The 25431-nt window shown below is 68.7% G+C and carries 24 protein-coding genes and 1 pseudogene; 17 read left to right on the top strand and 8 right to left on the bottom strand.

Annotated elements, in window-relative coordinates:
* The first annotated feature begins 14 nt into the window (after positions 1-14).
* From SCNU_RS01560 to SCNU_RS01585, 6 genes and pseudogenes are all read left to right on the top strand, one after another.
* Positions 15-215 (top strand): hypothetical protein, encoded by a 201-nt coding sequence (locus SCNU_RS01560; RefSeq protein WP_009677588.1) that lies wholly within the window; start codon positions 15-17, stop codon positions 213-215.
* 168 nt (positions 216-383) lie between these two features.
* Positions 384-1451: a sulfate ABC transporter substrate-binding protein gene (locus tag SCNU_RS01565; protein WP_050792725.1), complete on the top strand. Its 1068-nt coding sequence runs from the start codon at positions 384-386 to the stop codon at positions 1449-1451.
* Positions 1448-2318, top strand: a pseudogene (locus SCNU_RS01570) (ABC transporter permease). Before SCNU_RS01565 ends, SCNU_RS01570 begins: the two are co-directional and overlap by 4 nt.
* The gene (gene cysW, locus SCNU_RS01575; protein ID WP_009677590.1) at positions 2315-3238 is read left to right on the top strand and encodes a sulfate ABC transporter permease subunit CysW; all 924 of its coding nucleotides are present in this window, start codon (positions 2315-2317) and stop codon (positions 3236-3238) included. Before SCNU_RS01570 ends, cysW begins: the two are co-directional and overlap by 4 nt.
* A gap of 1 nt (position 3239) precedes the next feature.
* Positions 3240-4232, top strand: a complete 993-nt coding sequence (locus tag SCNU_RS01580) for a sulfate/molybdate ABC transporter ATP-binding protein (RefSeq protein WP_009677591.1) — start codon at positions 3240-3242, stop codon at positions 4230-4232.
* Positions 4233-4372: 140 nt separating this feature from the next.
* Positions 4373-6001: an AMP-binding protein gene (locus SCNU_RS01585; RefSeq protein ID WP_009677592.1), complete on the top strand. Its 1629-nt coding sequence runs from the start codon at positions 4373-4375 to the stop codon at positions 5999-6001.
* 126 nt (positions 6002-6127) lie between these two features.
* Here SCNU_RS01585 and SCNU_RS01590 read toward each other — a convergent pair whose 3' ends face one another.
* The 6 genes from SCNU_RS01590 to SCNU_RS01615 all read right to left on the bottom strand — a co-directional run bounded on the left by SCNU_RS01590 (position 6128) and on the right by SCNU_RS01615 (position 12621).
* The gene (locus SCNU_RS01590; protein WP_238526272.1) at positions 6128-7054 is read right to left on the bottom strand and encodes a type IV toxin-antitoxin system AbiEi family antitoxin domain-containing protein; all 927 of its coding nucleotides are present in this window, start codon (positions 7052-7054) and stop codon (positions 6128-6130) included.
* A 66-nt stretch (positions 7055-7120) separates the two neighbouring features.
* Positions 7121-7921 (bottom strand): sirohydrochlorin chelatase, encoded by an 801-nt coding sequence (locus SCNU_RS01595; RefSeq protein WP_009677594.1) that lies wholly within the window; start codon positions 7919-7921, stop codon positions 7121-7123.
* On the bottom strand, positions 7918-9219 hold the full coding sequence (locus SCNU_RS01600) for a sulfate adenylyltransferase subunit 1 (protein WP_009677595.1): 1302 nt from the start codon (positions 9217-9219) through the stop codon (positions 7918-7920). The genes SCNU_RS01595 and SCNU_RS01600 overlap by 4 nt, the downstream gene beginning before the upstream one ends.
* Positions 9219-10160, bottom strand: a complete 942-nt coding sequence (gene cysD, locus SCNU_RS01605) for a sulfate adenylyltransferase subunit CysD (RefSeq protein WP_009677596.1) — start codon at positions 10158-10160, stop codon at positions 9219-9221. Before cysD ends, SCNU_RS01600 begins: the two co-directional genes overlap by 1 nt.
* Positions 10157-10888 (bottom strand): phosphoadenylyl-sulfate reductase, encoded by a 732-nt coding sequence (locus tag SCNU_RS01610; protein WP_009677597.1) that lies wholly within the window; start codon positions 10886-10888, stop codon positions 10157-10159. The genes cysD and SCNU_RS01610 overlap by 4 nt, the downstream gene beginning before the upstream one ends.
* 11 nt (positions 10889-10899) lie before the next feature.
* Positions 10900-12621, bottom strand: a complete 1722-nt coding sequence (locus SCNU_RS01615; protein ID WP_009677598.1) for a nitrite/sulfite reductase — start codon at positions 12619-12621, stop codon at positions 10900-10902.
* A gap of 318 nt (positions 12622-12939) precedes the next feature.
* On the opposite strand from SCNU_RS01615, the gene hemW reads away from it, so the two are divergent.
* Complete coding sequence (gene hemW, locus SCNU_RS01620; protein WP_009677599.1) at positions 12940-14163, top strand: radical SAM family heme chaperone HemW; 1224 nt, start codon at positions 12940-12942, stop codon at positions 14161-14163.
* Between the two features lie 11 nt (positions 14164-14174).
* Here hemW and SCNU_RS01625 read toward each other — a convergent pair whose 3' ends face one another.
* Positions 14175-14603 carry a type II toxin-antitoxin system VapB family antitoxin gene (locus SCNU_RS01625; protein WP_009677600.1) on the bottom strand — a complete coding sequence of 143 codons (429 nt, stop codon included), beginning with the start codon at positions 14601-14603 and terminating at the stop codon, positions 14175-14177.
* 81 nt (positions 14604-14684) lie between these two features.
* Here SCNU_RS01625 and hrcA point away from each other — a divergent pair, with 81 nt between their 5' ends.
* The 8 genes from hrcA (at position 14685) to era (ending at position 22400) form a co-directional block, all read left to right on the top strand.
* Positions 14685-15722, top strand: a complete 1038-nt coding sequence (hrcA, locus tag SCNU_RS01630) for a heat-inducible transcriptional repressor HrcA (protein ID WP_009677601.1) — start codon at positions 14685-14687, stop codon at positions 15720-15722.
* Between the two features lie 33 nt (positions 15723-15755).
* Positions 15756-16910, top strand: coding sequence for a molecular chaperone DnaJ (dnaJ, locus tag SCNU_RS01635; protein WP_009677602.1), 1155 nt, complete (start codon positions 15756-15758; stop codon positions 16908-16910).
* Complete coding sequence (locus tag SCNU_RS01640) at positions 16907-17659, top strand: 16S rRNA (uracil(1498)-N(3))-methyltransferase (protein ID WP_009677603.1); 753 nt, start codon at positions 16907-16909, stop codon at positions 17657-17659. The genes dnaJ and SCNU_RS01640 overlap by 4 nt, the downstream gene beginning before the upstream one ends.
* A 4-nt stretch (positions 17660-17663) precedes the next feature.
* Positions 17664-18422: an alpha/beta hydrolase family protein gene (locus tag SCNU_RS01645; protein WP_139025697.1), complete on the top strand. Its 759-nt coding sequence runs from the start codon at positions 17664-17666 to the stop codon at positions 18420-18422.
* Between the two features lie 84 nt (positions 18423-18506).
* Positions 18507-19550 carry a PhoH family protein gene (locus SCNU_RS01650; RefSeq protein WP_009677605.1) on the top strand — a complete coding sequence of 348 codons (1044 nt, stop codon included), beginning with the start codon at positions 18507-18509 and terminating at the stop codon, positions 19548-19550.
* A complete protein-coding gene (ybeY, locus tag SCNU_RS01655) occupies positions 19547-20089 on the top strand; it encodes an rRNA maturation RNase YbeY (RefSeq protein ID WP_009677606.1) in 543 nt (180 codons plus the stop codon). The genes SCNU_RS01650 and ybeY overlap by 4 nt, the downstream gene beginning before the upstream one ends.
* Positions 20090-21412, top strand: coding sequence for a hemolysin family protein (locus SCNU_RS01660; RefSeq protein WP_009677607.1), 1323 nt, complete (start codon positions 20090-20092; stop codon positions 21410-21412).
* A gap of 91 nt (positions 21413-21503) precedes the next feature.
* Positions 21504-22400, top strand: coding sequence for a GTPase Era (gene era / locus SCNU_RS01665; protein ID WP_009677608.1), 897 nt, complete (start codon positions 21504-21506; stop codon positions 22398-22400).
* 309 nt (positions 22401-22709) lie between these two features.
* Here the strand turns inward: era and SCNU_RS01670 are convergent, their stop codons facing one another.
* The gene (locus SCNU_RS01670) at positions 22710-23594 is read right to left on the bottom strand and encodes a hypothetical protein (protein WP_009677609.1); all 885 of its coding nucleotides are present in this window, start codon (positions 23592-23594) and stop codon (positions 22710-22712) included.
* A gap of 91 nt (positions 23595-23685) precedes the next feature.
* On the opposite strand from SCNU_RS01670, the gene SCNU_RS01675 reads away from it, so the two are divergent.
* Both SCNU_RS01675 and recO read left to right on the top strand, forming a co-directional pair.
* Positions 23686-24516 carry an alpha/beta fold hydrolase gene (locus SCNU_RS01675; RefSeq protein WP_009677610.1) on the top strand — a complete coding sequence of 277 codons (831 nt, stop codon included), beginning with the start codon at positions 23686-23688 and terminating at the stop codon, positions 24514-24516.
* Positions 24517-24580: 64 nt separating this feature from the next.
* Entirely contained in the window at positions 24581-25429 is an 849-nt protein-coding gene (gene recO, locus SCNU_RS01680; protein WP_040517318.1) for a DNA repair protein RecO, read from the top strand.
* Positions 25430-25431 lie beyond the last annotated feature (2 nt).

Raw genomic sequence — 25431 nt, forward strand, 5'->3', positions numbered from 1 at the left:
GAGGTGATCGAGCAGTGAACGGCGTTCTGTCCTGGTGGGACGGGGTCGAGGAGTGGCTCACCGGCCTGCCCTTCATCCCACAGCTCCTCGTCACGGCCATCGTGCTGGTCCCGCTGGCGACGCTCGCCGCGTCCGGCGTGAACTACCTGGTCGGGCGACTCTTCTCGAAACTCGGCCGCGCAGAGGCCGACGACGATCACGGATTGGGAATCTGAAGCGATGTTTCGTTCCAAGGTCACGATTGCTCTGGTGGCACTGCTCGTACTCGTGCTGCTCGCCTGGCTGATTCTGCGATAGCACAGCCGGGGTCCGCAGGCACGCCCGTCCCGATCGGCCGCATTCGACCGTTGAGAGCCGCCGCCCGGGCTGGTTAGGTTCTTCGAGTGAGAACGGGAACCATTCAGCGCGCCGCCGTGAAGGCGGCGTGCGTGACGGCCGCGCTGGCGCTTGTCGCCGCGCTGGCCGGATGCGGCGGCGGGTCCACCGACCGCCCAGACGGCATCGACATCTCGTCGGGCAGCCGACACCTCAACCTGGTCGCCTACGCGACGCCGAAAGTCGGCTTCGACGTGGTGATCCCGGGATTCCGGGCGACACCGGAAGGCAGCGACATCGGCTTCTCGCAGTCGTACGGCGCCTCCGGTGACCAGTCGCGAAAGGTGGCCCGCGGACTGCCCGCGGACGTCGTCAACTTCTCCGTCGAGCCCGACGTGACGCGTTTGGTGAAGGCCGGCGTCGTCGACAAGGACTGGCAGACGCAGGCGCCGAACAAGTCGATCCCCTTCGGCTCGGTCGTCGCGCTCGTCGTGCGCCAGGGCAATCCGAAGAACATCCACACGTGGGACGACCTCCTGCGCCCGGGCGTCGAGGTGGTCACGCCGAACCCCGGCAGCTCGGGGTCCGCCAAGTGGAATCTGCTGGCGCCGTACGCGGCGAAGAGCCACGGCGGCAAGGACCCGCAGGCCGGCCTCGACTACGTGCGGGAACTGGTCCGCGACCACGTGAAAGTGCTGCCGAAGTCGGGCCGCGAGGCCACGTCGGCGTTCCAGCAGGGACAGGGCGACGTGCTGATCAGCTATGAGAACGAGGCGATCATGCTCTCCCGGAAGAACGCGACATCGCCGCAGGCCGACCGCATCGACTACGTGCTGCCCGAGGTGACGTTCAAGATCGAGAACCCGGTCGCCGTCGTCAACACCAGCACCGACATCCCCGCCGCACGAAGCTTCGTCGACTACCTGTTCTCGGTTCCGGGGCAGGAGCTGTGGGCGCACGCGGGCTTCCGCCCGGTCGACCCGGCCGTCGCCGCCGCGACCGCGCACCTGTTCCCCGGGCACATCGCCAAGCTGTGGACCATCGACGACCTCGGCGGCTGGAAGAAGGTCGACAAGCAGTTGTTCGGCAGCGACGGTGCCGTCAGCAAGATCTACGACCAGGAGGCCGGACGATGACCGCCGAACAGGTGGCCCCGGAGGCCACGGACTTCGCGCCGCGCCGCGGCTGGCGTCCCGACGGACCGTTGTCGCTGGGCATCACCGCGCTGTGGCTGAGCCTCATCGTGCTGTTGCCGCTGGCCGCGATCACCGCCGGGGCCTTCGACGACGGATTCAGCGGCTTCTGGGAGGCGATCACCGCGCCCGCTGCGCTGCAGGCGCTCGGCATCACCATCGTGGTGTCGGTGATCGTGGCGATCGTCAACGTGCTGTTCGGCACGATCATCGCCTGGGTGCTGGTCCGCGACGAGTTTCCCGGTAAGAGCGTCGTCGCGGAGCTCTGGCGCGGAGACACCCAGTCGGGAGAGGCGAGCGCCACGCGCTCCCGGCCGACCTGCAGTGGCCAGCCTGGTGCTGCTCGCCCTCTACGGACCGAACAGCCCGTTCGACGTCCATCTCGCCGCCACGCAGACCGGCGTCGTGCTGGCACTGACGTTCGTCACCCTGCCGTTCGTGGTCCGCCAGGTACAGCCGGTGCTGATGGAGCTCGACACCTCGGTCGAGGAGGCCGCGGCGGTACTCGGCGCGGGCAACCGTGTCATCTGGTCGAAGATCGTGCTGCCCGCCCTGCTGCCCGCCATTCTCAGCGGCGCGGGCCTGGCGTTCACCCGAGCGATCGGCGAGTTCGGGTCCGTCGTCCTGATCGGCGGCAACATCCCGGGTAAGACGCAGGTCGCCTCGCAGTACATCCAGCAGCAGATCGAGGTCGACGAGCCGGTCAACGCCGCCGCGATCTCGGTCGCCCTGCTCGTCATCGCGTTCGTGGTGCTGTTCCTGCTCCGCGTCGTCGCCAAGGTTCAGATCCGGCGGGAGGGCTCGGAATGATCGTCTCTCGTCTCACTCGGCTGACGCTTCGCACGATTGCGCTGGTCTATCTCTTCGTCCTGCTCGTGGTGCCGGTGGCGCTGATCTTCTGGCGGTCGTTCGAGCACGGCCTGGGTCAGTTCTGGGAGTGGATCACCACTCCGGCGGCCATCTCGGCCCTGCAGCTCACCCTGCTGATCGTGGCGATCGTGGTACCGCTCAACGTGATCTTCGGCGTGCTGACGGCCCTCGCGCTGGCGCGCGGCCGATTCCGCGGCAAGGGCGTGCTGCAGGCCGTCGTCGACCTGCCGTTCGCGGTCTCGCCGGTCGTCGTGGGTGTCGCACTGATCGCGCTGTGGGGCGTCGACGGTTGGTTCGGCGGCATCGAATCGCTCGGCTTCCGCATCATCTTCGGCATCCCGGGCATGGTCCTCGCCACGATCTTCGTGACGCTGCCGTTCGTGGTGCGCGAAGTGGAGCCGGTGCTGCGCGAGATCGGCACCGAGCAGGAGGAGGCCGCCGCCACGCTCGGCGCCACCGGCTGGCAGACGTTCAGCCGGGTCACTCTGCCCGCCGTCCGCTGGGGTCTGACGTACGGCATCGTCCTGACCATCGCCCGCGCGCTGGGTGAGTTCGGCGCGGTGACGATGGTGTCGTCGAACTTCCCGGGTGTCTCGCAGACGCTGACCCTCCTGGTCAACTCGCGATACACCGACGACTACAACGAGTACGGCGCCTATGCGGCCGCCACGCTGCTGATGATGGTCGCGATCCTCGTCCTGGTGGTGATGACCCTCATCGAGCGGCGCGCCAAGGGGAAGCTCGCCGACGCGAGCGCCGAGACCATGAAGGCGGTGTCCGCGGAGCGCGCGGCCACCGAAGACGAATACGAGCCCGTCGACGTGCCGACCGCAGTCGGCGCCGGCAAGGAGACCAACTGACATGTCCATCTCGGTTATCGGCGCCAACAAGCGCTACGGCGATTTCGCGGCCCTCGACGACGTCTCGATCGACATTCCGGAGGGCTCGCTCACCTCGCTGCTCGGTCCCTCCGGCTCGGGTAAATCGACCCTCCTGCGCGCCATCGCGGGCCTGGACCGCCTCGACTCGGGCACCGTCCGGATCAACGGGCTCGACGTCTCCGGGGCGTCGCCGCAGCAGCGCGACATCGGCTTCGTCTTCCAGCACTACGCCGCGTTCAAGCACCTCACCGTGCGCGACAACATCGCGTTCGGGCTCAAGATCCGCAAGCGTCCCAAGCACGAGATCAAGGCGAAGGTCGACGAACTGCTCGACATCGTCGGCCTCACCGTCTTCCAGAAGCGCTACCCGGCGCAGCTGTCCGGCGGTCAGCGTCAGCGGATGGCGCTGGCCCGCGCGCTCGCCGTGGATCCCAAGGTGCTGCTGCTCGACGAGCCGTTCGGCGCACTCGACGCGAAGGTCCGCGAAGACCTCCGCAAGTGGCTCCGCCAGCTGCACGACGAGGTGCACGTGACGACCGTTCTGGTGACCCACGACCAGCAGGAGGCGCTCGACGTCTCCGACCGCATCGCCGTGCTCAACAAGGGGCGCATCGAGCAGGTCGGCAAGCCCGACGACCTCTACGACCGCCCGGACAACGTGTTCGTCGCGTCGTTCCTCGGGTCGGTCTCGCGACTCAACGGCGAGTTGGTGCGCCCACACGACATCCGTCTCGGCCGGTCGGCCGAGATGGTGTACCCGGCGCCCGACAGCGCACTCGACACCGGCGTCATCAAGGCGCGCGTGAAGCGTGTGGTGAACCTGGGCTTCGAGACCCGCGTGGAGCTCGTCTCGGCGGCCTCCGGCGAGGAGTTCGTCGCGCAGATCACCCGCGGCGATCAGAACGCACTCCATCTGGAGGCCGGCGAGGACATCTTCGCGCGCGCGACGAAGGTTCCGGCGCTCAAGGATTAGGAGGCGGCGTCACGAGGTGCCGTAGATCGCGTACCCTCGACCGCTCATCGCAGAGCATTGTCGAGTCCGATGGCACGGAGTGTCAGAGGTTTATGGTGGACGGGTCACATTGCTTCGTCATCTCCTGAAGAGGTCACACCATGACGCTCCCCGCCCGATCCGGACTCGACACGCCGCTGACCCCGCTGCGCTTCCTCGACCGTGCCGTCGAGGTGCATCCGGACAAGCTCGCCGCGATCGACGGCGGTCGTCGCCTGACCTATCGGGAGGTCGCGGCCGACGTCACCCGACTCGCGAACGCGTTGCGCGCCTCGGGGCTGACGGCCGGGGAGCGCGTCGCGTTCCTATCGACCAACTCCCTGGAGATGCTGGTCGCGCACTTCGCGGTGCCGCTCGCCGGCGGAGTCCTGGTCGCGATCAACACCCGTCTGGCGCCGGCCGAGGTGCAGTACATCTGCGATCACTCCGGCGCACGTCTGCTGTTCGGCGACGGCGCGCTCCTCGATCCGCTGGGCGATCTCGAGTTCGCGACGGTCGGCGAGGTGGTCGAGACGCCGCCGCAGGACGGGGACTATCTCGGCGGCGACCGGATTCGCTACGACGAGGTGATGGCGCGCGGCAGCGACGACGCGCTGTCGTGGGACGTCGCCGACGAGGACGCCGTCATCAGCATCAACTACACCTCGGGGACCACGGGCAAGCCGAAGGGCGTGATGTACACGCATCGCGGCGCGTACCTGGCGTCGCTGGGCAACGCGATGACGCAGGGTTTCGGCATCGACACCCGCTATCTGTGGACGCTGCCGATGTTCCATTGCAACGGCTGGTGCGGCCCGTGGGCGGTGACGGCGGTCGCGGGCACACACGTCTGCCTCCGCGCGGTCCGCGGCGACGACATGTGGCGGCTCATCGACACCGAGCAGGTGAATCAGATGAGCGGTGCGCCGACGGTGTTGACGACGCTCGCCACGGCGGGCGAAGCGCACCGGATGGATCGCCCGCTGACGATCGCGACCGCCGGAGCCCCGCCCAGTCCGACGATCATCCGCGCCATCGGCAACCTCGGGATCCGACTGGTGCACGTCTACGGACTGACCGAGACCTACGGTCCGTACTCCGTGTGCGAGCCCAGCGATGGATGGTCGGAGCTGTCGGGCGATGAGCTCGCAGTCCGCATGTCCCGCCAGGGCGTCGGCATGCTCACCGCCGACCGGCTGCGGGTCGTGCTCCCGGAACCGGCCGACGACGGCTCGCTCGTCGACGTCGAGCCCGACGGGGTGCAGATGGGCGAGATCGTGATGCGCGGCAATGTCGTGATGAAGGGCTACTTCGAGGACCCGGAGCGGACGGCGGAGGCCTTCGCGGGCGGCTGGTTCCACTCCGGAGACCTCGGCGTGATGCATCCCGACGGGTACGTCCAGCTGCTCGACCGCGCCAAGGACGTCATCATCTCCGGCGGCGAGAACATCTCGACCATCGAGGTGGAGCAGGCGGTCGTGAGCCATCCCGCGGTGCTCGACGTCGCCGTCATCGGCGTCCCCGACGACAAGTGGGGCGAGCGTCCCAAGGCCTACGCGGTGCTGCGGCCGGGGGAGCAGGTCACCGAGGCCGCCGTGATCGCACACGTCAAGAGCCGGATCGCGTCGTACAAGGCGCCCCGCGAGGTCGAGTTCGTCGACGACCTCCCCAAGACGTCCACCGGAAAGATCCGCAAGAACGAACTCCGCGACGCCGCCTGGGGCGCCAGCACGATGCGCATCCAGGGCTAGCTGCGCCGTCGGATCGCTGGTTGAGCCGATCGGAGCGAAGCGGAGATCGTGTCGAAACCTCAGCACGCGGCACCGGTCGTGGGACCACTGTCGTTCGGTGTCACCTGGTGACACCGAACGACAGTCTTAGGACGATCGCGGGCACCGAGGGCAGCTTGTCACGTGACCGTCCCAACCGCGGTCGGCGAGCGCGCGGCCGATCTTGCGTGCAGTTTCGCAGGGGCGACCGATCACCTGCCCGTCGCCGAGCCGAAGAGTGACACGCTTCGCTGCGACCGCCGCATCCAGGTCTCGCTCCAGGTCGCGGTCACGGGTGGCGGGAGTGTCGTGGAAACGGCGGCCGTCGATCTCGACGACCAGGCCGTACTCCGGATAGTCGACATCGCGGAAGCCGGATCGTCCGACCGTCGTCGGCGCCTGGCGCTGTGGAGTCGGCAGCCCGTGAGGCCGTTCGACACCGGTCAGGTACCGATGTTCGAGAACGGAGAGTGAACCGTCGCGGACATCAGCGAGCACGCCGGCGAGGAAGGTTCGACGATGCATGCGCGGACGACGAGCCATCGCGTCGAGTAGGCGGCCCGCGGTGGTGATCCGCGATCCGACCGCGTCGGTGATGACGGCGATCGCATCGGTCTCTCCGCGCACGGTATCGGCGACGTCGAGCACCGCTTCATCAACACGCAGCCGCGGTGGCCGCAGATGCCAGGCGACGTCGTCGGCGAGGCGTGGACGTCGGTGGACGCGTACGCCGGGTCGCGCGGTCACCTTGCGGTCGGACGCGACGGCGATGTGAATCTCAGGTCCGGGGTCGGGGAGGGCCGACGTGTGGCAGAGCGCGGCGGGCGCGGCGTCGAGGACTGCGGCCCACGCGCGCTGGGACCAGGTCAGCGGTCCAGTGTGGTTCACATAGATGCCGGGGAATACGACCGTCCATTCATGGCGGCGGAGACGACGTCGGATGTCGGCCGCGGAGCAGGCGCACTCGCGTGCTTGCATGCGCGACACGACGCCGTCCTGTTGGGCGAGGAGTGCGGTGAGGCGAAGGTCGTCCATCTGCCCGATCATCGTCGAGGTCCGAACCGTCGAACAGTCCCGAAATCGAAGCTGTGGACAACGCGGTCAGACAAGACTGTCGTTCGGTGTCAGCCGAACGACAGTCTTGGTGCGAGATCTCAGTTCGCGACGACGACCGCGGCAGCCGCGTACAGCCGCACGACCGTGTCGACGAGGCAGGGGGGGGCCGCCACCGGCCACGAGGCAGGGGTGGTCCGCCACCGGCCCGGCTACGACCACCGGCACGTTCATCGCATCGAGATGACGCTCGACGCGGTCGGTCAGGAGACCGGCCGACAGGAACAGCGGGCTGACCGCGACGCGCTCGGCGCCACCGGCGAGCAGCGCGTCGACCGCGTCGCGCAGCGCCGCGCCACCCGGGCCGAGTCGGGTCGCGAAGAGCGTGTGCACTGGTCGGCCAAGCACTCCGGCAAGCTCGTGACCGCGCTCGATCACCGATGCGTCGCTGCCCGCGTCCGACGATCCGACCGCCGGCATCAACACCCCGTCGCGCGGACCGAGGCCGACCTCCGACAGCCGATCGACCAGCGCGGGCACCGGTGAATACCGTCCGACCACCGGCGTCTGCACGACGTGCAGCGCCGAATTCACGACCCGCACGTCGTCGATCAGTGCGGGCAGATCGACCTTGCTGTGGTACCCGTCGCCGAACAGCAGCGGAACCACGACGGCCTCGCTCGTCAGCTCGCCGAGCACGTCGGTGAGCAGGGGAGCGGTGAGGTCGAGGTACGCGAGCTCGACCCGCACTCCGGGCAGCGCGATGCGAACCGCATCGGCCACCCGGCGGGCGGTCACGTCGAAGCGCGGATCCCGGCTGCCGTGGGCGGCGAGGACGAGGGTCGTCACACCAGTGCGGGCGACGACAGCTCGAGCGGCGCCAGCGCGTCGCCGACCAGTCCGGCGCCGAGGGTGTTGCCACCCTGCGGATCGATCAGCAGGAAGCTGCCCGACTCGCGGTTGCGCGAGTAGTCGTCGGCCGCGATCGGCTCGGCGGTCGTCAGCGACACCCGGCCGATCTGGTTGAGCTCGACCGATTCCGGCGCGTCGACCAGGGCGAGGTTCTGCTCGTCGAAGAGCGCGTCGAGCGCACCGACGATCACCTGCGTGGTCTTGGCGCCGTGCTTGAGCAGGAGTCGCGCACCGGCGCGCAGCGGCTTCTCCGACAGCCAGCACACCGTCGTGGTGAACTGCTGCGCGGGCTCCGGAGCATCGGCCGCTGCCGCGATCAGATCCCCGCGCGAGATGTCGATGTCGTCGGCCAGCAGGAGCGTGACGCTCCGGCCGGCGTGGGCCGTCTCCAACTCGCCGTCGGGGGTGTCGATCTTCGCGATCGTCGAGCGCAGACCCGACGGCTGGACGACGATCTCGTCGCCGACCGACACGCTGCCCGCGGCCACCAGACCGGCGTAACCGCGGTAGTCGGGGTACTCGGGCGTGCGCGGCCGGATCACGTACTGGACCGGGAACCGCAAGCCCACATCGCCGCGGTCGAGCTCGTTCGGCACCGTCTCCAGGTGCTCGATGAGCGTCGGACCGTCGTAGTACGGCGTGTTCTCCGAACGGACCGCGACGTTGTCGCCGTGGAGCGCTGAGACGGGGATCTCCTGGACCTGGTCGGCCGAGTAGCCGAGCGAGGCGGTGATCTGGTTGAACTCGGCCGAGATCTCGGCGAACACCTCGGCGGCGTTCTCGACGAGGTCGATCTTGTTGACGGCGAGCACCAGTCGCGGAACGCCCAGCAGCGCCATCACGGCGGCGTGGCGACGCGTCTGGGCGACGACGCCGCTGCGTGCGTCGACCAGCAGGATCACCAGCTGCGCGGTGGACGCGCCGGAGACGGTGTTGCGGGTGTACTGCACGTGGCCGGGGGTGTCGGCGAGGACGAACGACCGGGCCGGCGTCGCGAAGTAGCGGTACGCGACGTCGATGGTGATGCCCTGTTCGCGCTCGGCGCGCAGGCCGTCGACCAGGAGCGACAGGTCCGGGGTGTCCATGCCGCGGTCCACCGACGCCTTGGTGACGGCGTCGATCTGGTCGGCGAGCACCGACTTGGTGTCGTACAGCAGCCGGCCGACGAGGGTCGACTTGCCGTCGTCCACGGAACCGGCTGTGGCGATGCGCAGAAGGTCGGGGGCGTGCTTCATCAGAAATATCCTTCGCGCTTGCGGTCTTCCATGGCTGCTTCGGAGACGCGGTCGTCGCCGCGAGTGGCTCCGCGCTCGGTCAGTCGCGACGCGGCGACCTCGGCGAGCACAGCCTCGTTGTCGGTGGCCTCGGAGAGGACCGCGCCGGTGGTGGAGCCGTCGCCGACGGTGCGGTAGCGCACCATCCGGGTCTCGACGGTCTCGTCCTCGCGGGGTCCGCCCCACGGTCCGGCGGTCATCCACATGCCGTCGCGCTGGTACACCTCGCGCTCGTGCGCGTAGTACAGCGGTGCCAGCAGCACCTGCTCGCGGGCGATGTACCGCCACACGTCGAGCTCGGTCCAGTTGCTCAGCGGGAACACGCGCACGTGCTCGCCCGGGGCGTGGCGGCCGTTGTACAGGTTCCACAGCTCGGGACGCTGACGCTTCGGGTCCCACTGGCCGAAGGCGTTGCGCAGCGAGAAGATCCGCTCCTTGGCGCGAGCGCGCTCCTCGTCGCGGCGAGCGCCGCCGAACACCGCGTCGAACCGGTTCTCGCTGATGCCGTCGAGAAGCGGGATGGTCTGCAGCGGGTTGCGGATGCCGTCCGGACGCTCGGCGAGCCGGCCGTCGGCCAGGTACTCCTCGACGCTCGCGACGTGCAGTCGCAGGCCGTGACGTTCGACGATCTCGTCGCGGAACGCGATGATCTCCGGCAGGTTGTGCCCGGTGTCCACGTGCAGCAGCGAGAACGGCAGCGGCGCCGGCCAGAAGGCCTTGAGCGCCAGGTGCAGCAGCAGGGTGGAGTCCTTGCCGCCGGAGAACAGGATCACCGGCCGCTCGAACTCGCCCGCGACCTCGCGGAAGATGTGGATGGCCTCGGATTCGAGGGCGTCGAGAGTGGTGAATTCGTCACGGTCCGCGGCTGCGGCCTGGACGTCGGTGTCTTGAACGATGCTCATGATGCGTGCAACCCGCATTCTGTCTTGGCGCTGCCGGCCCAACGGCCGCTGCGCGGATCGGCTCCGGCGGCTGGTTTGACGGTGCACGGTGCACACCCGATGGAGGGGTAGCCCTCGTCGACCAGAGGATTGACCAGGACACCGTGGGTGTCGATGTACTCCTGGAACTGCTCGTCGCTCCAGGCGGCGAGCGGATTGATCTTGACGAGGCCGAAGCCTTCGTCGAACGAGATCAGCGGTGCGTTGGCGCGCGTCGGCGCCTCCACCCGGCGGATGCCGGTGACCCACGCGCGGAACGGTGCGAGCGACTTCCGCAGCGGCACCACCTTCCGCAGCTTGCAGCACTGGGCCGCGTCGCTGGCGAAGAGGTCCTTGCCGACCAGCCGGTCCTGCTCTTCGACCGTCTGCTCGGGCGTCACGTTCAGCAGCTCGAGGTCGTAGACCTGCTCGACGGCATCGCGCGTGCCGAGGGTCTCGGCGAAGTGGTAGCCGGTGTCGAGGAAGAGCGCCTTCAGCTTGCCGCCGACGGCCGCCTTGTCCTCGATGGCCTTGTCGGCGACGTCGATCAGCACCGCGTCCTGCATGTTCGCCGCGATGACGAAGTCGGTGCCGAAGGTGTCCGCGGTCCAGCGCAGGAGCTCCTCGGCGGTGGCGTCGGGGCCGAGCTGCTCGGCACCGGCCTCGGCGATCGCCTTCAGATCGTCCAGATCATTACTGGTGATGGTCATGACCGAATTCCTTACTGCAGCTCGGCGTCGTCGGCGCGGACGGCCCACTCGGCGAACCGCTCGCCGGGATTGCGGCCCGCGATGAAGTTGCGGACGAGGCGCTCGATGTACTCGGTGGCGTCGCTGGCGTAGATCTTGTGCTGGCGCAGCTTGCGTCCGAAGCCGATGTCGAAGCCGAGGCTGCCGCCGAGGTGGACCTGGAAGCCCTCCACCGGGGTGCCGCCGTCGTCGATCAGCTGACCCTTGAGGCCGATGTCAGCGACCTGCACGCGAGCGCAGGAGTTGGGGCAGCCGTTGAAGTTGATCGTGATCGGCACGTCGAGCTGCTCGTTGAGCTCGGCGAGACGCTGCTCCAGCTCCGGGACCAGGGCCTGCGACCGGCTGCGGGTCTCGGTGAACGACAGCTTGCAGTACTCCAGCCCGGTGCAGGCGATCAGGTTCCGGCGCCACACCGAGGGCTTCGACTGCAGACCGACGGCGGTCAGATCCCCGTCGAGCTGCGCGATCTTGTCCTCGGGGACGTTCACGACGACCAGCTTCTGGTAGGGCGTGAAGCGGACGCTGTCGCTGCCGGCCTTCTCCGCTGCATCGGCGATGGCGTACAGCACGTCGTCCGACAGTCGCCCGGAGACGGCGGAGAAGCCGACCGCGTAGCGACCGTTCTTCTGCTTGGTGACGCCGACGTGGTCGATCGGCTGCTTCGGCGGAGTCGGCGCCGGGCCGTCGATCAGCTTCCGGTGCAGGTACTCGTCCTCGAGGACCTGACGGAACTTCTCCGGGCCCCAGTCCTTCATCAGGAACTTCAGGCGAGCCTTCGACCGCAGGCGACGGTAGCCGTAGTCGCGGAAGATCGCGACGACGCCCTCCCAGACGTCCGGCACCTCGTCGAGCGGGACCCAGACGCCCAGTCGCTTGGCGAGCATCGGGTTGGTCGACAGACCGCCGCCGACCCAGAGGTCGAGGCCGGGGCCGTGCTCGGGATGCTCGACGCCGACGAACGAGACGTCGTTGATCTCGTGGACCACGTCCTGCAGACCCGACACCGCGGTCTTGAACTTGCGCGGCAGGTTCGAGTACTCGGGGTCGCCGATGTAGCGGCGCTTGATCTCCGCGAGCGCGGGGCTGGCGTCGAGGACCTCATCGGTCGACAGGCCGGCGAGCGGGGAGCCCAGCATGCCGCGCGGGCAGTCGCCGCAGGCCTCGGTGGTCTCCAGCCCGACCTCTTCGAGGCGGCGCCAGATCTCCGGCACGTTCTCGATCTCGATCCAGTGGTACTGCAGGTTCTGCCGGTCGGTGACGTCCGCGGTGCCGCGTGCGAAGTCGCGCGAGATCGACGCCAGCGCGCGCACCTGGGGCAGACTCAGCTGTCCGCCGTCGGTGCGGACGCGCATCATGAAGTACGGCGCCTCGATCTCGTCGATGTTGGCTTCACCGGAGTACGTGCCGTCGAAGCCCTCGGCTCGCTGGGTGTAGAGGCCCATCCAGCGGAAACGTCCGCGGAGGTCGGCCTTGTCGATGCCGTCGAAGCCGACGTACTGGTAGCTGTCGATGATGCGGCGACGAACGTTGAGCGGGTTGTCGTCGCGCTTGCTCTGTTCGTTCGGGTTCAACGGGGTGCGGTACCCGAGAGCCCACTGGCCTTCGGACTTCCGCTTGACGGGACGTGCGCGCTTGCGGGGCGCCTCGGCGGGCGCCTCCGTCTGCTCCGCAGCGGTGGGGGACGTGAGCGTCATCAGTTCTCCTGAACGTGCGGCGCGCACAGCGCAGCACGACGATTGGGCTGAAATCAGAATGTGACGGAGATCGGCATCCTCAGGCACCCGCGGGCTGATGCGGGGAGAAGACTTCTCGAAAGGCCGAGACGTCGGCTAGCGCCGACAGAACGCGCTGCACACGCGCTTGAGGTCGATGTGTCGCCGCTGGGCGAGCCACACTCCTGAGGAAGTCACGAGCCCCATCGTGCCATGGTCGACGGTAGATCGTCTACTTGGGGTTATTTTTCCTCAGCGTGAGATTAATATCCTTGACACGCGGTGGGCCATGATGGATGGGTGACTGATCGACGTGCCCCGGAGGCACTCTCCGGACAGGCGCGCACGGCTCTCGAGACGGCTGATGCGGCTCGCCCGCTGAGCTTGTACCTCCACGTGCCGTTCTGTGCGACGCGCTGCGGCTACTGCGACTTCAACACCTACACCGCCGGAGAACTGGGCAGTTCGTCGTCGCCGCAGAGCTGGATGGAGGGCGTCCGCGCCGAACTCGATCAGGCGGCGGCGCTGCTGGCGCGCGGTCGCGAGGTGTCGACGGTCTTCGTCGGCGGCGGGACCCCGTCGCTGCTCGGCGGTCAGGGTCTGGCGCGACTGCTCGACGCCGTCCGCGACTCCTTCGATCTCGCCCCCGGCGCCGAGGTGACCACCGAGTCGAACCCGGAGTCGACGTCGCCGGAGTTCTTCGGCGCGCTGCGGGACGCGGGCTTCACCCGGATCTCCCTCGGCATGCAGTCCGCCGCGCCGCACGTGCTGGCGGTGCTGGAGCGGACTCATACTCCGGGCCGGGCGCTCGACGCGGCCCGAGAAGCCTCGGCCGCCGGCTTCGAGCACGTCAATCTCGACATGATCTACGGGACGCCGGGGGAGCGGGACACCGATCTCCGGGAGACCCTCGACGCGGTGCTCTCGGTTCCCGTGGACCACGTCTCGGCGTACGCGCTGATCGTGGAGGACGGCACCCGATTCGCCCGCAAGGTGCGCCGCGGCGAGGTCCCGATGCCCGACGACGACGTGCTCGCGGCCCGCTACGAGATGATCGACGCGCGGCTGTCCGAGGCTGGGATGACCTGGTACGAGGTGTCGAACTGGGCGCGGGCGCAGGCGGATTCGCTCCCGGCACCGCAGTCGGTCTGCCGGCACAACGAGGCCTACTGGCGCAGTGACGACTGGTGGGGCGTCGGCCCGGGCGCACACTCGCACGTGAATGGCGTGCGGTGGTGGAACCAGAAGCATCCGGCCACCTACTCGGCGTCGCTCGCCGACGGGGCACTGCCGATCGGCGGTCAGGAGATCCTCTCCGAGGCCGACATCCACACCGAGTCGGTGATGCTGCGCCTGCGGATGCGCGACGGACTGCCCGCGAACCTGCTCGACTCCGGTGAGCGGCAGCGGGCCGACGCCGCCGTGGCGCGCGGGCTGTTGACAGTCGCGGGGGAGGCGTACGTCCTCACCGACGCCGGCCGCCTGCTGGCCGACGGCGTCGTCCGCGACATGCTGGTGGACTGAGCGAGTTCGTCTCAGTCCGGCAGCCGGTGCGCACCGGAGCGTCGGCGGCTCGGGTGCACGATCCGCCCGACCGGCGGGATCGGCGCGGTGGTCTCGACTGCGGACGCCGGCCGTTCCGGCGCGGGTGTGAGCCCCGCCGCGATGCGCGCGTCCAGATCGAGCATCCGCGCGTGGATGATGATGCGGTTCCGGAGCGCCGACCGCACCGCCCGATGGAGTCCGTCCTCGAGGTAGAGGTTGCCCTCGAACAGCACGACGTGCGCGAACAGGTCGCCGTAGAACGTCGAGTCCTCCGACAGCAGCTTGTCGAGAGCCAGCACGGTGGTGACGGTGGTCAGCTGATCGAGGCGGAACTGACGGGGTGGGATCTGAGCCCATTCGCGGGACGTGAGACCGTGATCGACATAGGGTTTGCCGTCCCGCACGCCCTTGAAGATCATCGCCGTCCTGGTCTTTCCGTCGGTTTCGTAGAATGGTCGTATCCACTGTAGGCAAAAGTCGTGACAAGGGGAGGTGCGGAGTTGTCGTCGTCGACCGATGACCGTCGCTTCGAGATTCTGCGTGCCATCGTCACCGACTACGTCTCCACACAGGAGCCGATCGGGTCGAAGGCACTGGTCGAGCGGCATCACCTGGGCGTCTCGAGTGCGACGGTGCGCAACGACATGGCCGCGCTCGAAGCCGACGGCTACATCGCCCAGCCGCACACCAGCTCCGGTCGGATACCCACCGACAAGGGCTACCGGATGTTCGTCGACCGGATCAGCGAGATCAAGCCGCTGTCGGCGGCCGAACGCCGCGCCATCCTCTCGGTCCTCGACAACGGCGTCGACCTCGACGACGTGCTCCGCCGGTCGGTGAAACTGCTCGCGCAGCTGACCCGTCAGGTCGCGGTGATCCAGTACCCGGTCCTCTCGACCGCACGCGTCCGCCACCTCGAGGTCGTCTCGCTGTCGCCCAGCCGCCTGCTCCTGGTGGTCATCACCGACACCGGACGCGTCGAGCAGCGGATGGTGACGCTGGCCGAGGCACTCGACGAGGACGAGCTGGCTCGGGTGCGCGACATGTTCTCCGGGGCCCTCGACGGGCAGCGGTTGGAGGACGCCTCGGTCGCGGTCGCCGAACTCGCCACCACGAGCCCGCCGGACCTGCACGAAGCGGTGGTCACCGTCGCCACCGTGCTGGTTGAGACGTTGGTCGAGCGCGGCGACGACCGACTGGTGCTGGGCGGTACGTCGAACCTCGCGCGCTCGGCGGCGGACTTCTCGCCCACGCTCGGCGGGATGGACATCGTGCTCGACGCGCTCGAGGAGCAGGTGGTGGTCCTCAAGCTGCTCGCCCACGCGCAGCGGACGGGTGAGGTGACGGTTCAGATCGGCGAGGAGACCAACACCGAGAACCTCCGGAGCACCTCGGTGATCTCGACCGGGTACGGTGCATCGGGCACCGTGTTCGGCAGTGTCGGTGTGGTCGGTCCCACTCGGATGGACTACCCGGGAACAATCGCGTCGGTGGCGGCGGTTGCGAAATATGTCGGCGAAGTGCTCGCCGATCGTTAATTGATGTCTTGATTGTGAAGGACCTTATTCACCGTGGCTCGTGACTACTACGGCATTCTGGGCGTGTCAGCCGGCGCGTCGGACCAGGAGATCAAGCGCGCGTACCGCAAGATGGCCCGCGAACTCCACCCTGACGTCAACCCCGACGCCGAGGACCAGTTCAAAGAGGTCACGGCCGCGTACGAGGTGCTGTCGGACCCGGAGAAGCGTCGCATCGTCGACGCCGGCGGCGACCCTCTCGCAGGCCCCGGTGGCGGCGGATTCGGCGGCGACCCGTTCGGGGCGGGCGGCCTCGGCGACATCTTCCAGACGTTTTTCGGTGGGGGCGGTGGCGGCTTCGGGGGCGGCCGCGGCCCACGCGGCCGGGTGCGCCCCGGTGAGCCCGCTCTCGTCGGTGTGAGCCTCGATCTGGAGGAGATCGCCGCCGGCGCGCGCAAGGAGATCACGGTCGACACCGCGGTCCTCTGCGATACCTGCAAGGGCGCGGGCACGCGGGACAACTCCAAGCCGGTCACCTGTGCCACCTGTAAGGGCGCGGGCGAGATCCAGGCCGTCCAGCGATCGTTCCTGGGCCAGGTGATGACCGTGCGCGAATGCCCCGAGTGCCACGGCGTCGGCGAGACCATCCCGGACCCGTGCCTCAAGTGCAACGGCGATGGCCGCGTCCGCTCGCGTCGCAACATGACCGTCAAGATCCCCGCGGGTGTTCAGGACGGCATGCGCGTCCGACTCGCCGGGCAGGGCGAGGTGGGTCCGGGCGGCGGTCCCGCAGGCGACCTCTACGTCGAGATCTCGGAGCAGTCCGACGACGTCTTCGTCCGCGACGGCGACGACCTCCACTGCACCGTGCGGGTGCCGATGGTCGACGCGGCCCTGGGCACCGAACTCACCGTGGATACCGTGCTGGGCGGTTCCGCGACCGTCGCCGTCGACGCGGGCACGCAACCCGGAACGGTGGTGCGCGTCCGCGGACAGGGCCTGCCGCACCTCAACTCGGGCGTCCGCGGCGACTTGCACGCGCACCTCGAAGTGGTGGTGCCGAAGAAGGTCGACTCGCGCCAGGCCGACCTGCTCAAGGAACTGCGCGACGTCTCGGGCGACGAGGTCGAGCTGGTCACCGCGACGTCCAAGGCCGCGGGCAGCGGCGGTCTGTTCTCGAAGCTGCGCAACGCGTTCGCGGGTCGATGACCCCGCCGCTCTTCTGGGTCGACGAGGTGCCGCGAGCCGGCGACACCACGGTCCTGTCGGGTCCGGAGGGCAGGCATGCGGTGACGGTCACGCGCATCGCGTCGGGGGAGAGCGTCATCCTCGGCGACGGTCGCGGAACCACCGCGGAATGCGAGGTCGTCGACGTCGCAGGCAAGGACCGCCTGACCGTGCGCGCCGGGCGCGTGCAGTTCCACACCCGCGCCAAGCCGCTCGTGACGATCGTGCAGGCGCTGCCGAAGGCCGAACGCAGTGAGCTCGCCGTCGACCTGATGACCGAGGCGGGCGTCGACGCGATCGTGCCGTGGCAGTCCTCGCGCAGCATCGCGCGCTGGAGTGGATCGAAGGCCGTCAAGGGCGTGGAGAAGTGGCGTTCGACCGCCGCGACCGCGGCCAAGCAGGCGCGCCGAGCGTGGATTCCGGAGGTCGCGGACCTGGCGGGCACCACCGATGTGCGCGATCTCGCGGCGCGGGTGACCGCAGGCGGCGGCATCGTCGCACTGCTGCACGAGGACGGGTCGGTGCCGTTCCGGTCGATCGATTTCTCCGATGCTCCCGAAGTGGTCTTCGTGATCGGACCGGAGGGCGGCCTCGCCGATTCCGAGATCGCCGATCTGACCGCGCTCGGCGGCACTTCGGTGGTGCTCGGCCCGGAAGTGCTGCGTACCGCCGCGGCTGGTGCGGTGGCACTCGGCGCCCTCGGTGCGGTCACCGACCGCTGGGCGCGGTGACTCGGTGCGGCGCAAGAAGATTCGCTACGGCGAACACGACAGTAACTTCGGCCATCTCTACCTGCCCGACGTCGGCCCGAATGACTGCGCGCCGCTGGTGGTCCTGGTGCACGGGGGCTACTGGTCCGTCGAGTACTCGCTGATCGTCTATTCGGCGATCGCCGTCGACCTCGCGCGCAAGGGTGTCGCGGTCTGGAGCGTCGAATACCGACGGGTGGAGGAGGCCGGCGGTGGTTGGCCGGGGACCGGGCGCGACGTGGTCGCCGCACTCCGCGCGCTCGACGGTCCCGTGGCTCACCAGCTCGCGATCGACGGTGTCAAGGTCGACCGGCGGAACGTCGCCGTCGTCGGACATTCCGCGGGTGGCCAGCTCGCCACCTGGGCGGTCGCACAGGTGCGGGCCGAGGTCGGCGGATTCCGGGTCGCGACGGTGATTCCGCAGTCGGCGGTTCTGGACTTCACCATCGGCGCCGCCGATCGTCCGTCTGTGCAGCGACTGCTCGGTTCGACCTTCGACGAGGCGCCCGAACGCTACCGCGACGCGTCGCCCGCAAGCCAGGAGCCGTTCGACGCGCTGGTCGCCGCGATCCACACCGTCGACGACGCGTCGGTCCCGGTCGAGATGAGTCGCCGCTACGTCGCGGACGCCGCCGAACGGGGGCAGCGCGCCGCGCTCTACGAGGTGCCGGGCGAGGGCCACGATGCGTTCATCGATCCGCGGAGCGCGGCTCACCGTCAGACGTTGCGCGTACTGGGGATCTGACGCCGGGGGTTACTCGCTCGCACCCGACGACCACCGGCGATAGAATGAGGCGAATCCGCACACCGACCTCGGGAGACGAACTTAGTGACTGACGACAACCGCGACGAGACCACTGCGCCGCGGGTGAGTTCGAATATCGAGGTTCCGCAGGATCTGGCGGTCGGGCTGCTGGGAGCGGCCGACGTCAACCTCCGCACATTGGAGGCTCAGCTTCCTGCCGACATTCACGTGCGCGGCAATCGCATCACCCTGACCGGCGCGTCCGCCGACGTCGCGGCGTCTGAACGCGTCGTCGCGGAACTGGTCCGGGTGGTCCGCGGTGGCACCACGCTGACGCCCGACCTGGTCCGGCAGAGTCTGTCGATCCTGGCCTCCGGCCAGACCGAGACGCCCGCCGACGTGCTGAGCCTCGACATCATCTCGCGACGCGGCAGGGTGATTCGTCCCAAGACGCTCAATCAGAAGCGGTACGTCGACGCGATCGACAAGAACACCATCGTCTTCGGACTCGGTCCCGCGGGCACCGGTAAGACGTACCTCGCGATGGCGAAGGCCGTGCAGGCGCTGCAGGCCAAGGACGTCAATCGGATCATCCTGACGCGTCCGGCCGTCGAAGCGGGCGAACGTCTGGGCTTCCTGCCCGGCACGCTGCACCAGAAGATCGACCCGTACCTGCGGCCGCTGTACGACGCGCTGCACGACATGATGGAACCGGAGGCGATCCCGAAGCTGATGGAGGCCGGGGTCATCGAGGTGGCGCCGCTGGCCTACATGCGGGGACGCACGTTGAATGACGCGTTCATCATCCTCGACGAGGCGCAGAACACGACCGGCGAGCAGATGAAGATGTTCCTGACCCGTCTCGGGTTCGGTGCCAAGATCGTCGTCACCGGCGACACGACACAGGTGGATCTGCCGGGCGGCGCCCAGTCGGGGCTGCGTGCCGCGGCGCGCATCCTCGACGGCATCGACGACATCCACTTCGCGAATCTGACCAGCGCCGACGTGGTGCGTCACCGGCTGGTGGCCGATATCGTCGACGCCTACGGCAAGGCCGAGGAGCAGGCGGGCAACCGGTCGGCCCGCCGCGAGGGGTTGCGCCACACGAGCGGGGGACGCCGGCGATGAGCATCGAACTGTTCAACGAGTCGGGCATCGATGTGCCCGAGCAGCTGATCATCGAGGCCGCGCGTTTCGCGATGCGCCGCATGGAAGTTCATCCGGGCGCCGAGCTCTCGATCCAGCTGATCGATTCGGAGTCGATGGCGGAGCTCCACATGCAGTGGATGGACCTGCCGGGACCGACCGATGTGATGAGTTTTCCGATGGACGAGCTCACCCCGGGCGGGCGGCCCGACGCCGACGACCCCGGTCCGGCGATGCTCGGCGACATCGTGCTGTGCCCCGAATTCGCGGGCGAGCAGGCCAAGTCCCAGCACCACAGCTTCGAGCACGAGATCGCGGTGCTCACCGTGCACGGCGTCCTGCACCTCCTCGGCTTCGACCACGCCGAACCCGAGGACGAACGCGAGATGTTCGGCCTGCAGGGGCAGATCATCACCGAGTGGTACTCGGCGCGCGACGACCGCACCCGGCTCCTGCAGCAGGCGCAACGCGACACCCGCCTGCTCAACGACATCGGCTTCTCCGGCCCCGAGGGTCGCTGAGTGCTCAGCGACATCGTCTTCCTGGGTGTCGCCGTTCTGCTGACGGTGCTCGCCGGCGTGTTCGCCGCCACGGACACCGCGCTGGCGACCGTGTCCGCCGCCCGCATCGACGACCTCGTCAAGGAGGGCCGCGCGGGTGCCCGCCGCCTCCAGACGGTGGTGCGGCAGCGTGCCACCTACGTCGGTCTGGCGGTGCTGCTGCGCGTGCTGTGCGAGGTCGCGGCGACGGCGCTGGTCGCGTTCGTCGCGGTCGACGCGTTCGGCACCGGCTGGGGTCTGACCGTCGCGGTGCTCGCGATGACCGTCGTCTCGTACGTGGCGGTCGGTGTGGGCCCGCGAACGCTGGGCAGGCAGAACGCGTACTCCATCGCGCTGGTCGCCGGGCCGATCCTCTCGGCGATCGGTGTGCTCCTGCGACCGGTGACCCGACTGCTCATCCTCGTCGGCAATGCGCTCACCCCCGGCAAGGGCTATCGCAACGGCCCCTTCGCGACCGAGGTGGAGGTCCGCGAGGTGGTCGACATGGCGCAGGAGCAGGGCGTGGTCGACGACGACGAGCGCCGGATGATCCAATCGGTCTTCGAGTTCGGCGACACCGACGCCCGCGAGGTGATGGTGCCGCGTCCGGAGATGGTCTGGATCGAGCACGACAAGTCCGCCGCCCAGGCGATGAGCCTCGCGGTGCGGTCCGGCCACTCGCGGATCCCGGTGATCGGCGAGAACCCGGACGACGTCCTCGGCGTCGTCTACCTCAAGGACGTCGTCGAACGACTGCTTCCGCAGTTGTCCAGCGCCGCACGGGGAATCAGCGTCGACGAGGTGATGCGCGACCCGGAGTTCGTCCCCGACTCGAAGCCGCTCGACGACGTCCTCTCCGACATGCAGGCCAATCGGAATCACATGGCGCTTCTGGTCGACGAGTACGGCGGCATCGCGGGCCTCGTCACCATCGAGGACGTGCTCGAGGAGATCGTCGGCGAGATCACCGACGAGTACGACACCGACGAGGTCGCACCGATCGAGCAGATCGGCGACGACGTGTACCGCGTCTCGTCCCGACTGCCGGTCGAGGACCTCGAGGAACTGTTCGACGTCGAGATCGATCTGGACCTCGACGACGTCGACACCGTCGGCGGACTGCTCGCGCTCCGACTGGGCCGCGTCCCGCTGCCCGGTGCGAAGGTGAAGGTCGACGGCCTGCGGATGATCGCCGAGGGCGGTCCCAATCACCTCGGTCGGCAGCGGATCACGTCGGTGGTCGTGCGACGGTCGAAGAAGGCCGTCGCGGCGTCGCCGGACGAGGGGAGCGGCGATGACGCCTGACACTGCGGGGACAGCCCTGCCCCATGACACCTGCCCGGCCGCGACGATGATCGTCACCGATCCCGCGGGCCACCCGAAGGAGAACTGACCAGTGACCGAATTCCGTTCCGGCTTCATCTGTTTCGTCGGCCGGCCCAATACCGGCAAGTCGACGCTCACCAACGCGCTCGTCGGCGACAAGGTGGCGATCACGTCGAACCGGCCGCAGACCACCCGCCACACCATCCGCGGCATCGTGAATCGGCCGGACGCGCAGCTGATCCTCGTCGACACACCGGGTTTGCACCGGCCGCGCACGCTGCTCGGACAGCGATTGAACGATCTCGTCCGCGAGACCTACGCCGACGTCGACGTCATCTGCGTGTGCATCCCGGCCGACGAGGCGATCGGCCCCGGCGACCGCCGGATCATCGAGGAGATCCAGGCGACCACACCGCGGACCCGGAAGGTCGGCATCGTCACCAAGATCGACCGCGTCGGCCACGAGAAGGTCGTCGCGCAGTTGCTGGAACTGTCGAAGCTGATGGGCCCCGACGCAGAGGTGGTCCCGTGCTCGGCGAAGTCGGGCAAGCAGCTCGACGTGCTCGGCGACGTCCTCGTCTCACTCTGCGAGGAGGGGCCGGCGTTCTATCCCGACGGCGAGCTCACTGACGAGCCCGAGCAGGTCCTGATGGCCGAGTTCATCCGGGAGGCGGCACTCGAAGGCGTGCGCGACGAGCTCCCGCACTCGCTGGCCGTCGTCATCGAAGAGGTGATTCCGCGCGAGGACTCCGACATCGTCGACGTCCACGCCATCCTGTACGTCGAGCGCGACTCCCAGAAGGGGATCATCATCGGCCACAAGGGTTCCCGTCTCAAGGAGGTCGGAACCACGGCCCGCGCCCAGATCGAACGCCTGCTCGGCACCCGCATCTACCTCGACCTCCACGTCAAGGTCGCGAAGGACTGGCAGCGTGACCCGAAGCAGCTGGGCCGCTTGGGCTTCTGACGGGTGCTGCGCCCAGCCCCCAGGGTTGATCGAGAAGCCCGCCCCAGCCTCGCCGACCCGCCGCCGAACAACGCGTCCTCCGCGTCCCCGCCATCGCATCTGATGGACATATGGTCCACGAACAGTCCTCACGGGGACGCGCCGATCACGACGCCCTCGAGCGCGACGATTTCCAATCGACAACTCTGCAGCCGCGACCCCGGAGACAGAGGACCTTCCCTACGGAGGACCCTTCTTACAGATCTCGCACGTGTCTCGATACTCGACAGCCCTGAGGGTGTGACCGGCGACAGCGGCCGCGCCTCCGCGTCACCGGACGAGCGTGATCCCCGTGATCATCTGGCCGAGGTCCACGACCACGCGGTCGCCCGTCCCGTCGAGGGCGACGGCCAGGATGGTCCCGCCGAGGTCGGAGACGTAGGCGAGACCGGCACGAGAGTCCACCGCGACGCCGACCGCCTCGTGCAGTCCGCGCGCCAAGATCTCCGGCGGCTCGCCGACCTCCCCGGGCGACGGGATCGGCGCGCGATTGAGCGTGTTCCCGTCCGGTTCGGCGCCACGGTCGGTCCAGTACAGGATCCCGTCGACCACCTGGAGGTCGACGGGTTCGGGCAGGCCGTCCCACAGGGTCTCGACATCGGTGCGGTCGTCCGCGGATTCGCCGTCCGGGACCGTGAGTCCGGCTCGGAGAATCCGTCCGCGAGCGCCCTTCGACGGACCCTTCTGCGTCCAGTACAGGTATTCGCCGGCGACCGCGCAGCCGACGCACTCGGCGGTGCCGTCGCCCGTCTGCGTGTTGACGATCAGGTCGGTCCAGTCCGAGCCGTCGAGTCGGCACGACGACACGCGCAGCCCTTCACGGTCGCTCCAGTACAGACGTCCGCGACCGTCGGCGGCTAGTTGTTTGCCGGTGGTCACCGAGCCCGCGGGCAGCACGTCCCGGCGCCCCGTGCCGTCGAGCCCGACCGCGTGCAATCCGCCGGTCGGTGCGGAGTAGTCGAATGCCGCCTCGCCCTCCACCTCGGGATTCCTGGTGGGACGGCCCATCGTCGTCCAGTACACGGTTCCGTCGATCACGACGACGCCGTCGGGGGAGTAGGCGGTGTCCTTCAGCAGCACCGAGGCGCGACCGTCGGCCACGTCGACGCGAAAGATGGTGCGCGTGGCGAGTCCGAGCGCGAGCAATGCGGTCATGGGAGTCCTCTTCGCAGGGTCCTTCCGAGAGTAGCGGCGGAGTCGCCGCGGCGTCGTTGACATCGGGGTCCGGCTGCGGGAACGTCGAGTGATGGGGAGCATCGATCTGCCGGCCGGACCCATCGATTACCTCGACACCGGGGGCGACGGCCCGGTGCTCCTGTTCGGGCACGGACTGCTGATGAACCGAACGCAGTGGCGGCGGGTGATCCCACTGCTCGACGACTTCCGCTGCATCGCGCCGACATGGCCGCTCGGCGCTCAGCGACAGGCCATGAACGCCTCGGCCGACCTGACCCAGGCAGGGCAGGCGAACATCATCGCCGACTTCCTCGAGGCGCTCGACCTGCACGATGTGACCCTGGTCCTCAACGACTGGGGCGGTGGCCAGTTCATCGTCTCCGAGGGGCGCGACGAACGGCTCGCCAGACTGGTACTCGCCTCCTGCGAGGCCTACGACAACTTCCCGCCGAAACCCGCCCGACCGGCTGCACTGCTCTGCCGGGTGCCCGGCGGGACGTGGCTGTTCACCAGGTTGACCCAGCTGTCGCTGTTCCGGCACGGCAAGCCCGCCTACGGCGGACTGTCGAAGAACCGGATCCCGGACGCGGTGATGGACGACTGGTTCGGTCATGCACTCGCCGACGCCGACATCCGCCGGGACCTGCGTAAGTTCGTCACCGGCACGCCGCCGAAGGAGACGCTGCTGGACTGGCACCGCCAAGTGGTCTCCTTCGACCGGCCCGTGCTGCTGCTGTGGGCCACCGACGATCGGATGATGCCGGTCGAACACGCGCGGCACATGGTCGCGGAGTTCCCCGACGCCCGGCTCGTGGAGGTCGGCGACTCGTGGACGCTGCTCCCGGAGGATCAGCCGGAGCGCTTCGCCGAAGAACTGCGCGAGTTCGTCTCGAGCACGTGATCGCCGACGGTCGGCGCCGTGGTGTCGGCTGGGACTTGTCGGTGCCCGGTGACACAATGGGTCGGTGAGGTTCTACCAGGATGAGGCGGTCGTGCTGCGCCAGCACAAGCTGGGCGAAGCCGACCGCATCATCACCTTCCTCACCGCCGAGCACGGGCTGGTGCGCGCGGTGGCGAAGGGCGTCCGACGCACGCGATCGAAGTTCGGAGCCAGGCTCGAGCCGTTCGCGCACGTCGACGTCCACTTCTATCCCGGCCGCAACCTCGACGTCATCACCCAGGTCGACAGTCTGCACGCGTTCAGCGACGACATCGTCGCCGACTACGGTCGCTACACCACGGCGTGCGCCGTCCTGGAGACTGCCGAGCGGCTCGCGGGCGAGGAGCGGGCGCCCGCGCAGCATCTGCACCGGCTCACCGTCGGAGCGCTCGCCGCACTGGCCGAGGACCGCCGCGACCGTCAGCTGATCCTCGACGCATTCCTCTTGCGCGCGATGTCGTCTGCCGGATGGATGCCCGCGCTGTCGGTGTGCGCCCGATGCGCGCAGCCCGGACCGCATCGTGCGTTCCACGTGGCGGCCGGAGGTGCGGTGTGCATTCACTGCCGACCGGCGGGGGCCGCCACTCCGTCGGTGGGAGTGCTGGATCTGATGGAGGCACTGGCCCGGGGGGAATGGGAGCATGTCACGTCGGCGTCCGACTCGCAGCGGCGCCAGGCGACCGGACTGACGGCGGCGCACCTGCAATGGCATCTGGAACGGCAGCTGCGCACCTTGCCTCTCATCGAACGGCAGGCGCCGCATAGGCTGATCGAACGATCCTCGCCCGAGCACCCGACCGTCGGCGCCCCCGCCGCCGGACGTCGGTCCGCCGAGATCGCAGTCACCGAAACCGCAGTCACCGAAACCGCATGAAA

The sequence above is a fragment of the Gordonia neofelifaecis NRRL B-59395 genome (assembly GCF_000192435.1).
GTDB classification, from domain to species: domain Bacteria; phylum Actinomycetota; class Actinomycetes; order Mycobacteriales; family Mycobacteriaceae; genus Gordonia; species Gordonia neofelifaecis.

Bases quoted from the DNA above. Each gene is read 5' to 3' on its own strand.
- SCNU_RS01670 (WP_009677609.1), bottom strand. From the start codon at position 23,594: ATGACCGCATTGCTCGCGCTCGGACTCGCCACGCGCACCATCTTTCGC.
- cysW (WP_009677590.1), top strand. From the start codon at position 2,315: ATGATCGTCTCTCGTCTCACTCGGCTGACGCTTCGCACGATTGCGCTG.
- SCNU_RS01615 (WP_009677598.1), bottom strand. From the start codon at position 12,621: ATGACGCTCACGTCCCCCACCGCTGCGGAGCAGACGGAGGCGCCCGCC.
- SCNU_RS01590 (WP_238526272.1), bottom strand. From the start codon at position 7,054: ATGGACGACCTTCGCCTCACCGCACTCCTCGCCCAACAGGACGGCGTC.
- SCNU_RS01675 (WP_009677610.1), top strand. From the start codon at position 23,686: ATGGGGAGCATCGATCTGCCGGCCGGACCCATCGATTACCTCGACACC.
- SCNU_RS01580 (WP_009677591.1), top strand. From the start codon at position 3,240: ATGTCCATCTCGGTTATCGGCGCCAACAAGCGCTACGGCGATTTCGCG.
- ybeY (WP_009677606.1), top strand. From the start codon at position 19,547: ATGAGCATCGAACTGTTCAACGAGTCGGGCATCGATGTGCCCGAGCAG.
- SCNU_RS01640 (WP_009677603.1), top strand. From the start codon at position 16,907: ATGACCCCGCCGCTCTTCTGGGTCGACGAGGTGCCGCGAGCCGGCGAC.
- SCNU_RS01600 (WP_009677595.1), bottom strand. From the start codon at position 9,219: ATGAAGCACGCCCCCGACCTTCTGCGCATCGCCACAGCCGGTTCCGTG.
- cysD (WP_009677596.1), bottom strand. From the start codon at position 10,160: ATGAGCATCGTTCAAGACACCGACGTCCAGGCCGCAGCCGCGGACCGT.
- SCNU_RS01585 (WP_009677592.1), top strand. From the start codon at position 4,373: ATGACGCTCCCCGCCCGATCCGGACTCGACACGCCGCTGACCCCGCTG.
- SCNU_RS01625 (WP_009677600.1), bottom strand. From the start codon at position 14,603: ATGATCTTCAAGGGCGTGCGGGACGGCAAACCCTATGTCGATCACGGT.
- SCNU_RS01610 (WP_009677597.1), bottom strand. From the start codon at position 10,888: ATGACCATCACCAGTAATGATCTGGACGATCTGAAGGCGATCGCCGAG.